Origin of the sequence: Mesorhizobium sp. M0478 (assembly GCF_040321305.1) — a bacterium.
Classification (GTDB): Bacteria; Pseudomonadota; Alphaproteobacteria; order Rhizobiales; family Rhizobiaceae; genus Mesorhizobium.
In genome coordinates, this window is sequence record NZ_JAMYRH010000008.1 from 302,461 (window position 1) to 314,077 (window position 11,617).

At 62.8% G+C, this 11,617-nt stretch carries 15 protein-coding genes; 5 read left to right on the top strand and 10 right to left on the bottom strand.

Annotation, left to right across the window (positions count from 1 at the left end):
* Position 1: 1 nt before the first annotated feature.
* The 10 genes from NKI64_RS20835 to hisB form a co-directional block, all read right to left on the bottom strand.
* Positions 2-1,039 carry a glycosyltransferase family 2 protein gene (locus tag NKI64_RS20835; protein WP_352669697.1) on the bottom strand — a complete coding sequence of 346 codons (1,038 nt, stop codon included), beginning with the start codon at positions 1,037-1,039 and terminating at the stop codon, positions 2-4.
* Between the two features lie 72 nt (positions 1,040-1,111).
* A complete protein-coding gene (gene coaA, locus NKI64_RS20840) occupies positions 1,112-2,071 on the bottom strand; it encodes a type I pantothenate kinase (RefSeq protein ID WP_023672313.1) in 960 nt (319 codons plus the stop codon).
* Between the two features lie 132 nt (positions 2,072-2,203).
* Positions 2,204-2,527 (bottom strand): phosphoribosyl-ATP diphosphatase, encoded by a 324-nt coding sequence (locus tag NKI64_RS20845; RefSeq protein WP_023672314.1) that lies wholly within the window; start codon positions 2,525-2,527, stop codon positions 2,204-2,206.
* Between the two features lie 8 nt (positions 2,528-2,535).
* The gene (gene hisF, locus NKI64_RS20850; RefSeq protein ID WP_023695992.1) at positions 2,536-3,342 is read right to left on the bottom strand and encodes an imidazole glycerol phosphate synthase subunit HisF; all 807 of its coding nucleotides are present in this window, start codon (positions 3,340-3,342) and stop codon (positions 2,536-2,538) included.
* A complete protein-coding gene (locus NKI64_RS20855) occupies positions 3,339-4,175 on the bottom strand; it encodes an arginase family protein (RefSeq protein ID WP_352669700.1) in 837 nt (278 codons plus the stop codon). The genes hisF and NKI64_RS20855 overlap by 4 nt, the downstream gene beginning before the upstream one ends.
* Positions 4,172-4,918 (bottom strand): 1-(5-phosphoribosyl)-5-[(5-phosphoribosylamino)methylideneamino]imidazole-4-carboxamide isomerase, encoded by a 747-nt coding sequence (gene hisA / locus NKI64_RS20860; RefSeq protein ID WP_023834609.1) that lies wholly within the window; start codon positions 4,916-4,918, stop codon positions 4,172-4,174. The genes NKI64_RS20855 and hisA overlap by 4 nt, the downstream gene beginning before the upstream one ends.
* Positions 4,919-4,921: 3 nt before the next feature.
* On the bottom strand, positions 4,922-5,212 hold the full coding sequence (locus NKI64_RS20865) for a DUF1330 domain-containing protein (RefSeq protein WP_023672318.1): 291 nt from the start codon (positions 5,210-5,212) through the stop codon (positions 4,922-4,924).
* Between the two features lies 1 nt (position 5,213).
* Positions 5,214-5,864, bottom strand: coding sequence for an imidazole glycerol phosphate synthase subunit HisH (gene hisH / locus NKI64_RS20870; protein WP_352669704.1), 651 nt, complete (start codon positions 5,862-5,864; stop codon positions 5,214-5,216).
* 1 nt (position 5,865) lies between these two features.
* Complete coding sequence (locus NKI64_RS20875) at positions 5,866-6,342, bottom strand: DUF2628 domain-containing protein (protein WP_023739747.1); 477 nt, start codon at positions 6,340-6,342, stop codon at positions 5,866-5,868.
* 4 nt (positions 6,343-6,346) lie between these two features.
* Positions 6,347-6,946, bottom strand: a complete 600-nt coding sequence (gene hisB, locus NKI64_RS20880; RefSeq protein ID WP_023672321.1) for an imidazoleglycerol-phosphate dehydratase HisB — start codon at positions 6,944-6,946, stop codon at positions 6,347-6,349.
* A gap of 237 nt (positions 6,947-7,183) precedes the next feature.
* On the opposite strand from hisB, the gene hslV reads away from it, so the two are divergent.
* The 5 genes from hslV to NKI64_RS20905 all read left to right on the top strand — a co-directional run bounded on the left by hslV (position 7,184) and on the right by NKI64_RS20905 (position 11,454).
* Positions 7,184-7,735 (top strand): ATP-dependent protease subunit HslV, encoded by a 552-nt coding sequence (hslV, locus tag NKI64_RS20885; RefSeq protein ID WP_023672322.1) that lies wholly within the window; start codon positions 7,184-7,186, stop codon positions 7,733-7,735.
* Positions 7,725-8,252: a GNAT family N-acetyltransferase gene (locus NKI64_RS20890; RefSeq protein ID WP_352669707.1), complete on the top strand. Its 528-nt coding sequence runs from the start codon at positions 7,725-7,727 to the stop codon at positions 8,250-8,252. The genes hslV and NKI64_RS20890 overlap by 11 nt, the downstream gene beginning before the upstream one ends.
* 4 nt (positions 8,253-8,256) lie before the next feature.
* Positions 8,257-8,859, top strand: a complete 603-nt coding sequence (locus tag NKI64_RS20895) for a DUF2585 domain-containing protein (protein ID WP_023672324.1) — start codon at positions 8,257-8,259, stop codon at positions 8,857-8,859.
* Position 8,860: 1 nt separating this feature from the next.
* Positions 8,861-10,174, top strand: coding sequence for an ATP-dependent protease ATPase subunit HslU (gene hslU / locus NKI64_RS20900; RefSeq protein WP_023672325.1), 1,314 nt, complete (start codon positions 8,861-8,863; stop codon positions 10,172-10,174).
* 323 nt (positions 10,175-10,497) lie between these two features.
* The gene (locus NKI64_RS20905) at positions 10,498-11,454 is read left to right on the top strand and encodes a DUF1402 family protein (protein WP_352669710.1); all 957 of its coding nucleotides are present in this window, start codon (positions 10,498-10,500) and stop codon (positions 11,452-11,454) included.
* Positions 11,455-11,617 lie beyond the last annotated feature (163 nt).

Consider the following 11,617-nt stretch of genomic DNA (forward strand, 5'->3'; position numbering starts at 1 on the left):
GTCAACCGAACCGGCGTTCGTGCGTCGCGGGCGGCGTCTTTTTCGACGCCTGGGAATTGCTGATGGCGGCGATCGCTTCCTCGAAGCCGGTCAGCCGGTCGACGACGTAAAGCGGCCGCCGTTTCACCTCGGCATGAATGCCGCCAACATAAAGGCCGATGACGCCGGTCATCAGCAGATTGATGCCCGACAAGAAGGAAATGATCACCACCGTCGATGTCCAGCCATGGACGACGCCGCTGACAAAAAGCCAGGAAAACACCGCGTAGAGCCCAAGCAGGGCGGCGAGGCCGGAAATGGCCAGACCCGCCCACAGCGCCAGCCGCAGCGGCTTGTCGGAAAAGCTGATGATACCGTGCACGGCCAGCCGCACCATCTTCCAGAACGGATATTTGGTTTCGCCTGCTGCCCGCGTCGGCCTCTCGAACGGCACGGCGGTCTGCTTGAAACCCATCCAGCCGAACATGCCGCGCACGAAGCGGTCACGCTCGGGCATGCGTTTGAAAGTCTCGAGCGCCTTGCGGCCGACGAGGCGGAAATCGCCGACATCGCGCGGAATGCTGACGGAGGTCATCTGCTCGAGCGCGCGATAGAACAGATTGGCGCTGACCCGCTTGAACCAGGTTTCGCCCTCGCGCCGGATGCGCCGCGCATAGACGATCTCGTAGCCTTCTTTCCACTTGGCGACGAGATCGAGCACCACCTCCGGCGGGTCCTGCAGGTCGGCATCCATGACGATGACGGCGTCCCCGGCGGCAGCATCCATGCCGGCCGTGATGGCGATCTGGTGGCCGAAATTGCGCGACAGCTCGATCAGCCGGAAGCGGTCGTCCTCGGCAACCATGCCGCGCAGGAAGATGAGGCTGGTGTCGCGGCTGCCATCGTCGATGAAAATCGCTTCGGCACGGCCGTCCAGCGCGTCCAGCAGCATGCGGATCCGCCGCACCAGCAGCGGTAGCACCGCTTCCTCGTTAAAGATCGGAATGACCAGGGAATAGACCGGGGCTTGGCGGCCCCCGGCATCGCTCGCATTGATCACCGCTTGCTCCCGACCCGCTGGAATTGCAGCAAAAACTAGCCGGGATTGCCTAAGGCGCCGTTAACCCAGTCGTCACAGTTTCCTGAGCGCCACTTCCTCGACCAGATGATTGGCGCCCTTGCGCAGGATGAGGTCGGCCCGCGCTCGTGTCGGCACGATGTTCTCGCGCAGGTTTTTCAGGTTGATGTTGGCCCACAAGCCTTCCGCAATGGCACGCGCGGCGTCTTCCGAAAGCTGCGAATAGCGGTGGAAGAAGGAGTCCGGATTGCGGAAGGCCGTCTCGCGCAGGCGCATGAAGCGGGCGATGTACCATTGGTGGATCAGCTTTTCGTCGGCGTCGATATAAATGGCGAAATCGAAGAAATCCGACAGGAACGGCACTATCTTGCCGTCCTTCGGCAATTTGCCGGGTTGCAGAACGTTGATGCCTTCGAAGATCAGAATGTCTGGCCGGTCGATGGTGACGAACTCGCCGGGAATGACGTCATAGGTCAAATGCGAATAGACGGGCGCGCGGACATTGCGCTGGGCCGACTTGATGCCCGACAGGAAACGCAGCAGCGCACCGACATCGTAGCTGTCGGGAAAGCCCTTGCGCTCCATCAGATTGTCGCGTCGCAACACCTTGTTGGGCAGCAGGAACCCGTCGGTAGTGATGAGATCGACCTTGGGGCTCGACGGCCAGCGCGCCAGAAGCTCCTTCAGCACGCGCGCCGTGGTCGATTTGCCGACCGCAACCGAACCGGCAATGCCGATGATGAACGGTGTCTTGACCACATCCAGCGCGTTGAAGAAGGCCTGGCGCTGGCGAAACAGCAACTGGCTGGCCTCGACATGCGCCGAAAGCAGCCGCGAGAGCGACAGATAGATGCGCTTGACTTCTTCCAGGTCGACCGGATCGTTCAGTGAGCGCAGACGGTTGATCTCGTCTTCGCCCAGCGTCATCGGCGTGTCGGCGCGGAAGTTCGACCATTGCTCGGCCGAGAAGAAACGATAGGGGGAATATTTCTCGGTCGGAGCGAGCTGGTCCATCGAGTTTCCTGCCCTCTAGAGCATGAGGCCGAAAAGTGTGAAGCGGTTTTCGGGCGACATCATGCTCCCTCTATCAATTTAGAGACGGATTCAGATTTAAGGCCTCGGCCCGAAATCATCCGGCTCTAGCGGTCAGCCTTTCGGCCGGGATGCCTTTTCAGTGACGCCCGAACGGCCGGTACGGCCCTCAAGCTCCTTCAGCACCTCGCCCAGCGAAACGCCGGCCATGCCAAGCACGACGAGCCAATGATATATGAGATCGGCACTTTCGGAAACGAGGGCATTTTTGTCGCCCTTGACGGCGGCAATGACGGTCTCGACTGCCTCTTCACCAAGCTTCTGCGCCGCCTTGTCGATGCCTTTGGCGAACAGTTTTGCCGTCCACGAGTCCGGGTCGCCGGAACGGGCGCGTTCGCCAATGATCGTTTCCAGATCGGACAGCGAAAATTCAGCCATGGCGCAGCCTACAGCCTTTGTGGAGTGGATTGAACCGGGTAGTCCAGCCGCATCGGTAGCCCGGCCTCGGCCATATGCGCCTTGGCTTCCGCAATCGTGTAAGTGCCGAAATGGAAGATCGAGGCCGCGAGCACGGCGCCGGCGTGGCCGTCGCGAATGCCCTCGACCAGATGGTCGAGCGTGCCGACGCCGCCCGACGCGATGACCGGCGCGCGCACCGCATCCGCTATCGCGCGGGTCAGCGCAATGTCGTAACCGGCCTTGGTGCCGTCGCGGTCCATCGAGGTCAGCAGGATCTCGCCAGCGCCGCGATCGACCATTTTTCGCGCAAACTCGACCGCATCGATGCCGGTCTTTTCACGGCCGCCATGGGTGAAGATCTCCCAGCGGTCGGCTTCATTGGGTGCCGACACCTTCTTGGCGTCGATGGCGACGACAATGCACTGGTTGCCGAACTTGTCGGCGGCTTCCGCGACGAAATCGGGGTTCTTCACCGCCGCAGTGTTGATCGACACCTTGTCGGCGCCGGCCAGCAACAGTTTGCGAATATCGGCCACCTGGCGCACGCCGCCGCCGACGGTCAGCGGCATGAAGCATTGTTCGGCGGTGCGGGCGACGACGTCGAAGATGGTTTCACGGTTGTCGGACGACGCGGTGATATCGAGAAAGCAAAGCTCGTCAGCGCCGGCCGCGTCATAGGCTTTGGCCGCCTCGACCGGATCACCGGCATCGATGAGGTCGACGAAATTGACGCCCTTGACGACGCGGCCGTTCTTGACGTCGAGGCAAGGGATGACTCGGGCCTTCAGCATCAGCCCTTCTCCATCGTCGCCAGCAACTCGCTGAGCAGTTCGCCGACCAGCGGCGGAACCTCGGCCTGCGCATCGAACGCCGGATCGTAGGCGGAAATGGTGATGCCGGAAATCGGCAGCAGGCCGGCCATGCCGCAGACAGCCTGGCGCAGCTGTTTCGGCTCCGGGCCGCCGGGCGTGGTGTAGCGGTTGGCCTGCAGCGCCCCGGGGTCGTGCACGTCGAGATCGAGATGCAGGTGCACCCGCTTCGCATCCGGCGCCTTCAGCCTGCCGCTCGCCGTGGCCCAGTCCGGGCATTCGGTGCGGATGACCGGCAACGTCTTCAACAGCTCTGTTTCGGCCGGATCGAGATCGCGCGCGTTGACCAGCACGCAGCGCGCCGGATCGATCGGCTTGAAGCCGGGGATGGCCGAGGCCATCGGCTTCCAGCACAGGCCGAGAACCGTGGCCAGCGCCATGCCGTCGAGAAAGCCGAAGATGGACGTCTCCGGCGTGTTGAGATCGCCATGCTGGTCGGCCCAGATGATCGCATCGGCATCCTCGCCGGCAACCGCACCGGCCGATGTCAGGCAATTGCCGGCCAGCACGATGGGAAACCGGCTGCGGTCTATGGCGATGCGGACCTCGCCGGAGACGGCGCCGCACACGGCAAAGCCGGTGGCGATCTCGCGCTGCTGTTCGTCGCCAACCCTGCCGATATCGGTGACGACGACGTCATGCCCGGAGAGCGTCAGCGCGTCGACCAGCCCGCCGGCGACGAGTGCATCCGGGCCTCGGCCCATGCCGCCGTGATAGTGGCCGCTGTCATAGGAGGCCAGGATGATGGAGATCTTCAAGATCGGGCCTCCATCGCCTTGCCCTGCAGCACCGCAAGCGCCTCGGCCGGATCGATGCGCCCGTCATAGAGCGCGCGGCCGGAGATGGCGCCTTCGAGTTTCTTTGCGTCGGGCATGGTCATGCGCACGATGTCGGCGATCGAGGCCAGCCCGCCCGAGGCGATGACCGGGATCGACACCGCGTCGGCGAGATCGATCGTGGCGTCCCAGTTGATGCCGGTCAGAACGCCGTCGCGGTCGATGTCGGTGTAGATGATGGCGGCAACGCCGGCGCCTTCGAATTTCTGCGCCAGTTCGATGACGCCGAGGCTGGAGGCCTCGGCCCAGCCTTCGACCGCCACCTTGCCGCCCTTGGCGTCGATGCCCACGGCGATCTTTCCAGGAAATTCCTTGCAGGCTTCCCGGACCAGGTCGGGATCGCGCACCGCCACCGTGCCGAGGATGACGCGGGCCAGCCCGCGGTCGAGCCAGTCCTCGATCTGCGCCAGCGTGCGGATGCCGCCGCCGAGCTGCACCGGGTTTTTCGTCGCCTTGAGGATGGCGCCGACCGCCGCGCTGTTGACGCTCTGGCCCTTGAAGGCGCCGTTGAGGTCGACGACATGCAGCCATTCAAACCCTTGCTCTTCGAAGGCCTTGGCCTGGGCCGCAGGGTCGTCATTGTAGATGGTCGCGGTCGCCATATCGCCGTGCTTCAGCCGCACGCACTTGCCGTCCTTGAGGTCGATGGCCGGAAACAGGATCACCGTTCAGACCCCTTCCACAATGGCGAAATGCGAGGTCGAATAAGCGCGCCGGAATTTCAGCGCTGCCTGGTATTCGGGGGAATGGAAGCAAGCCAGCGCGACCTCGTAGCTTTCGAACTCGACGATCACATGGCGATTGCCGGATGGCCCTTCCGGGCTTGACGACTGACCGCCTCGCGTCAGGAATTTCGCGCCGTATTTGTCGAACGCCGCTTTGTTGGCGGCGATGTATTTCGGATAGTTTTCCGGATCGGTCACATCGACCATCGCCATCCAGTAGCCCTTCTTGCTCATCTCAAGGCCTCCAGCGCAGGAAGTTGGTGATCAGTGCCAGGCCGAGCGCCTGGCTCTTTTCCGGATGGAATTGCGTGCCGGCAAGGTTACCGCGCGCGACCACCGCCGTTACCGGGCCGCCATAATCGGCGACGGACAGCACTTCGTCCGGCCTTGTCGCGTCGAGATGGTAGGAATGAACGAAATAGGCGTGCAGACCCTTAGGCCCGGTCGCAATACCCGAAAACAGCGGGTGCTTGCGCTCCAGATCGATGGTGTTCCAGCCGATTTGCGGGATCTTCAGTGCCGGATCGGCGGGCGTGATCTCCTTGACGTCGCCGGCAATCCAGCCGAAGCCCTTGGTCACGGTCTTTTCCAGGCCGCGCTCCGACATCAGCTGCATGCCGACGCAGATGCCGAGGAACGGCCGCGCCTTGGCGATCGCTACCTCTTCCACCGCTTCCCACATGCCGGCGACGCCGCGCAGGCCCGCCGCGCAATCGGCATAGGCGCCGACGCCGGGCAAAACGATGCGGTCGGCGCTGCGCACACGCTCGGCATCGGCGGTCAGCTCGATGGCAGCCGCAATGCCGGCTTCATGCGCGGCGCGCTCGAAGGCCTTGGTGGCCGAGCGCAGATTGCCCGACCCGTAATCGATGATCGCGACCCGCATCTCAGGCTTTTCCCGGCGTATGGCTCAGGCCCAGCGTCAGCCCGGTCTGCGCCGGCCGGGCCAGGCTGGCGTCCGGCACGATGCGCGGCAGCGGCGCCGGCTCATCGGCAAGCGCCTCGGCGTCCAGTGACTGGCGGATGTCGGCATCGTCAGGATTGTCGGCTTCGACGACGCCCCATTCATGCCAGCCGCCGCGGCGCAGCGCTGCGAGCCGCAACCCTTGGCCTTCCAGCCCGATATAGAGCGACACCAGTAAAGACAGTGCGGAGCCGGCCCAGTCCAGTCCCAGCCATTGGCCGAGCACCGAGATGAGCCCCATGGCGACGAAGGCGAGCGCGGCCTCGATCCAAAGCCGGTGCCAAGCGAGCCACAGCGGCGCCACCAGGAAAGCCAGCCAGGAAAAACCGTCGCGGACAAAAATGGTTGCGTCGGCCGCCTCGGTGCGGCCTGGCGGTTCCATCACGACATAGATGGCCATCAGCCTACCCTTTCAGAGATCCCTTGGTGGAGGGAACCGCTTCCGGCTGGCGCGGGTCGCGCTCCAGTGCGAAACGCAGCGCGCGCGCCACCGCCTTGAAGCAGGTCTCGGCAATATGGTGGTTGTTGGCGCCATAATGGTTGGTGACATGCAGCGTGATGCCGGCATTCTGCGCCAGCGCCTGGAAGAATTCTCGCACCAGTTCGGTGTCGAACGTGCCGATCTTGGGCGACGAGAAGGCGACATTCCAGACCAGGAACGGACGGCCCGACACGTCGATCGCGGCCCGCGTCAGCGTCTCGTCCATGGCAAGGTCGACAGAGGCGTAGCGCATGATGCCGCGCCGCTCGCCCAGCGCCTTGGCCAGCGCCTGGCCGATCGCAATGCCGGTGTCCTCGACCGTGTGGTGGTCGTCAATGTGCAGGTCGCCCTTGGCCTTCACCGTGATGTCGATCAGCGAGTGGCGCGACAGCTGGTCCAGCATGTGGTCGAAGAAGCCGACGCCGCTCGACATGTCGGATTTTCCGGTGCCGTCGACATGGACCGAGACGCTGATCTCGGTTTCCTTGGTCTTGCGGCTGACTTCGGCGGAACGGGACGCCATGACCTTGTCCTTGGCTGAGGGGTTCGAAACTCAAGACGGGGTTCCAAGCTGTCATTTGCTTGAAAACGAAAGCCTTCTAGCAGCATGATCCGGCGATTGCCAGTTGCGATGCGGACAGCCACCGGCCATGGCGTACGCCGTTTGCAATCACCCGCCCCATGCATACATATGGCCGATCGAAATCACTCGTACCGCGCGCCAATCGCCTTATCGGGATCGCGCGAATCGGAGCTAAAAATGTCCAATGAACTGAGTATGCACGCCACGACCATCGTGACGGTGCGCAAGGGCAACAAGGTGGTGATCGCCGGCGACGGCCAGGTCAGCCTTGGCCAGACCATCATGAAAGGCAACGCCAAAAAGGTGCGCCGCATCGGCAAGGGCGGCAATGTCATTGCCGGTTTCGCCGGCGCCACAGCGGACGCTTTCACCCTTCTGGAGCGGCTCGAAGCCAAGCTCGAACAATATCCCGACCAGTTGACACGCGCCTGCGTCGAGCTCGCCAAGGACTGGCGCACCGACCGTTATCTGCGCCGGCTGGAAGCGATGATGCTGGTGGCCGACAAGTCGGTTTCGCTGGCGCTCACCGGCACCGGCGACGTACTGGAGCCCGAATTCGGCGTCATGGCCATCGGTTCCGGCGGCAACTATGCGCTGGCCGCTGCCCGCGCGCTGATGGACAGCGACAAGGATGCCGAGGAGATCGCCCGCAAGGCGATGCAGATCGCCTCCGACATTTGCGTCTACACCAACAACAACTTTGTTGTCGAAACGCTCGATGCCGGCTAACCCGCCGGTGCTCTATGATTTTCGACCGGTTGCCGAAAAAGACCTGCCCATGATCGCCGGCTGGCTGGCCGAGCCGCATGTCGCCGAATTGTGGGACGATCCGGAGACGGAAATCGCCGAAATCCGGGAGCACATCGACTCTATTTCTGTAGAGCCGCTGATCGTCGAGCTCGACGGCAGGCCGATCGCCTATCTGCAGAGCTACGATCCGCATCTGGAACACGGCCATCCCTATGCCGACCAGCCGTTCGGCACGCTCGGCATCGACCTGTCGATCGGCGTGCCGGACCTGGTCGGCAAAGGTCATGGCTCGGCTATCGTCAGGCAATTCGTTGAGCAACTGTTCGAGGAAGGCGCGCCGCGCGTCATCATCGATCCGCATCCCGACAATGGCCGCGCCATCCGCGCCTATGAAAAGGCGGGCTTCAGGGCTATCGATCGCAGACACTCTAGATATGGGGACGTCGTGCTGATGTCTGTCGATGCCAAAGAGAGCGACGCGGAAGAAGGGGAATGAGTTGATGGCGACACCGGGCACTGCCAAAAATTACTCGGCCTATGAAGACAGCTGGCGCATGGGGCTTCTGCTCGTGCTCGCTCTGCTCATCTTCCAGGCCGGCGCGCTTTACGGCATGGGCCGCACGCCGATCTGCACCTGCGGTTACGTCAAACTCTGGCACGGTGTGGTGAACAGTTCGGAGAATTCCCAGCATATTTCCGACTGGTACACGTTCTCGCACATCATCCACGGCTTCCTGTTCTACGCCTTGGCCTGGTTCCTCTTCCCGCGCTCGCCAATCGGTCTGCGCCTGGCTTTCGCCGTTGTCATCGAGGGCGGCTGGGAACTCCTGGAAAACAGCCCGTTCATCATCGAGCGCTACCGCGCCGGCACCATTTCGCTGGATTACTATGGCGATAGCATCATCAATTCGGTGTCCGACACGCTGGCCATGGTGCTGGGGTTTGTGATGGCCAGAAAGCTACCTATATGGGTGGTCGTCGGCCTCGCCCTCATCTTCGAACTGGGTGTCGGCTACCTCATCCGGGACAATCTGACGCTCAACGTGATCATGCTGCTGCATCCGTTCGAGTCCATCAAGCAGTGGCAAAGTGGAATTCAGTGATATGACCACCTTCTCTCCCCGTGAAATCGTTTCGGAACTCGACCGCTTCATCATCGGCCAGAAGGACGCCAAGCGCGCCGTGGCCATTGCCTTGCGCAACCGCTGGCGCCGCCAGCAGCTGGAAGGCCAGATGCGCGAAGAGGTGATGCCGAAGAACATCCTGATGATCGGCCCGACCGGCGTCGGCAAGACCGAGATCTCGCGCCGCCTGGCGCGGCTCGCCGGTGCGCCTTTCGTCAAGGTCGAGGCCACCAAGTTCACCGAAGTCGGCTATGTCGGCCGCGATGTCGAGCAGATCATCCGCGACCTGGTCGAGATCGCCATCGGCCTGGTGCGCGAGAAGATGCGCGAGGACGTGAAGGCGCGCGCGCACCTCAATGCCGAGGAGCGCGTGCTGGAAGCCCTGGTCGGCAAGACGGCGAGCCCGGCGACCCGCGATTCCTTCCGCAAGAAGCTGCGCGACGGCGAGCTCGATGACAAGGAGATCGAGATCGAGGTTGCCGACACCGGCACCGGCGGCATGCCCGGCTTCGAGATCCCCGGCATGCCGGGCGCTAATATCGGCGTGCTCAACATCAACGACATGCTGTCGAAGGCGATGGGTGGCAAGAAGACCAAGGCGCGCAAGACGACGGTCAAGGAGTCCTACGCGCTGTTGGTCAACGACGAGTCCGACAAGCTGCTCGACCAGGACGAGGTGGTGCGCCGGGCGCTCGACGCGACCGAAAATGACGGCATCGTCTTCCTCGACGAGATCGACAAGATCGCCTCGCGCGAAGGCGGCATGGGCGCCGGCGTCTCGCGCGAAGGCGTGCAGCGCGACCTGCTGCCGCTGATCGAAGGCACGACGGTGGCGACCAAATACGGACCGTTGAAGACCGACCACATACTGTTCATCGCCTCGGGCGCCTTCCATGTCTCCAAGCCGTCCGACCTGTTGCCGGAATTGCAGGGCCGCCTGCCGATCCGTGTCGAGTTGCGGGCGCTGGAGAAGGACGATTTCATTCGCATCCTCACCGAGACCGAGGCCAGCCTCATCAAGCAGTATATCGCGCTGATGAAGACCGAAGGCGTCGACCTCACCTTCACCGACGATGCCATCGATTCGCTGGCCGGCATCGCTGTCGACCTCAACGCTAGCGTCGAAAACATCGGAGCGAGACGCCTGCAGACGGTGATGGAGCGCGTGCTGGACGAGATCTCCTACGACGCGCCCGACCGCAACGGCACCAGCGTCGCCATCGATGCCGCCTATGTGGAAAAGCATGTCGGCGACCTCTCGCGAAACACAGATTTGTCGCGATTCATCCTTTAAACGAGGGCGCCGGTTCATCCGGCGCCGGTATTAGAGCGCCGCGCGTCCTTTGGACACGCAAAGGTCGCTCTAGCAGTATTGAATCGATGCATCGGACTTTCCAAAAATCGGTTTCGATCTTTGGGCCGATGCTTAGGCAACAATCCGGCTAACAGGTTGATGTGTGGCCGGATGGTATCATCGGACCACCTTTCGTCTTGCCGGCTGCAGGGGCGCTCTCGACTCGACCGGGAGCACTCCCTAGTTTGCGCGGCAATTCTCTAGACGCAATTCCGGACGGAAAGCCGTTTCACACTTTCCTGGAATTGCTTGGGCGGCGGCGCATGAAAAAACTGATCCTTGTCATTCTCGGCTTGACGCTGGCGGCGACGCTGTTCGCGGCCGACGCGGCGACACTGGTGCCGGCGGGCAACCGCAATGCCGTGCAACCTGACATACCGGGCGCCTCCAGCCGCCGCACCCAGGCCACCAACACCACCTTCCAGGCCAAATACCGCAAGGTCTACGCCTTGCTTCAGAACGACGCCGAACTGCGCGCCAAGATCAGGAAGGCCGCCGCTGCCTACGGCATCAATCCTTTGCACATCGTCGGCGCCATCGTCGGCGAGCACACCTACAATGTCGACGCCTACGACCGGCTGCAGACCTACTACGTCAAGGCGATTTCCTACCTCTCCAGCAAGCTGTCCTTCGCCTATGACGGCGAGGACATCACCGATTTCGTGCAGCGGCCGGAATTCAAGAAGTGCACAATGTCGGACAGCTACGACCTGTGGGAATGCCGCGAGCAGGTGTGGAACCGCTCCTTCCGCGGCAAGACCGTCGGCGGCACAAGCTTTCCCAACGACCGCTTCGGCGCCACCTTCTTCCAGCCCTATTATGCCGGCCAGACCTTTGGCCTCGGCCAGCTCAACCCGCTGACCGCGCTGCAGATGAGCGATCTCGTGCATAAGGTTTCGGGGCTGCCCGAACTCGATGTCGGCGACCCCAATGGGGTCTACAAGACGATCATGGATCCGGATCTGACATTGCCCTACGTCGCAGCGACGATCAGAAAATCGGTCGACGCCTACAAAAACATTGCCGGCTTCGACATCTCAGGCAATCCGGGGCTGACCGCCACGCTCTACAATGTCGGCAATCCCGAGCAGCGCGCCTATGCGCTGAAGGTTGAAAACGACAGACGTCGCGCAGCGGGTGAGGCGGTCAAACTGCCCGAGGAGAATTATTACGGCTGGCTGGTCAACGACAAGCTGGACGAGCTGAAGGCGCTGTTTTAGCGGGCTTAGCTCAGCCGTCTACCTCCCCCTTTGTGGGGAGGTCGGACCGCAGGTCCGGGTGGGGGCCGGTGCCGCGGCCCCCCCCCCCCCCGCGGGCCCCGCCCCCCCCCCCCCCCCCCCCCGCGAAAGACAAGAACCCCCCCACCCCAAAGCAGACGAAACA

What these genes read in the sequence shown, in the direction of transcription:
- coaA (WP_023672313.1), bottom strand. Translation starts at nt 2,071, where the DNA reads ATGGACCAGCTCGCTCCGACCGAGAAATATTCCCCCTATCGTTTCTTC.
- NKI64_RS20845 (WP_023672314.1), bottom strand. Translation starts at nt 2,527, where the DNA reads ATGGCTGAATTTTCGCTGTCCGATCTGGAAACGATCATTGGCGAACGC.
- NKI64_RS20865 (WP_023672318.1), bottom strand. Translation starts at nt 5,212, where the DNA reads ATGAGCAAGAAGGGCTACTGGATGGCGATGGTCGATGTGACCGATCCG.
- hisH (WP_352669704.1), bottom strand. Translation starts at nt 5,864, where the DNA reads ATGCGGGTCGCGATCATCGATTACGGGTCGGGCAATCTGCGCTCGGCC.
- NKI64_RS20875 (WP_023739747.1), bottom strand. Translation starts at nt 6,342, where the DNA reads ATGGCCATCTATGTCGTGATGGAACCGCCAGGCCGCACCGAGGCGGCC.
- hisB (WP_023672321.1), bottom strand. Translation starts at nt 6,946, where the DNA reads ATGGCGTCCCGTTCCGCCGAAGTCAGCCGCAAGACCAAGGAAACCGAG.
- hslV (WP_023672322.1), top strand. Translation starts at nt 7,184, where the DNA reads ATGTCCAATGAACTGAGTATGCACGCCACGACCATCGTGACGGTGCGC.
- NKI64_RS20890 (WP_352669707.1), top strand. Translation starts at nt 7,725, where the DNA reads ATGCCGGCTAACCCGCCGGTGCTCTATGATTTTCGACCGGTTGCCGAA.
- NKI64_RS20895 (WP_023672324.1), top strand. Translation starts at nt 8,257, where the DNA reads ATGGCGACACCGGGCACTGCCAAAAATTACTCGGCCTATGAAGACAGC.
- hslU (WP_023672325.1), top strand. Translation starts at nt 8,861, where the DNA reads ATGACCACCTTCTCTCCCCGTGAAATCGTTTCGGAACTCGACCGCTTC.
- NKI64_RS20905 (WP_352669710.1), top strand. Translation starts at nt 10,498, where the DNA reads ATGAAAAAACTGATCCTTGTCATTCTCGGCTTGACGCTGGCGGCGACG.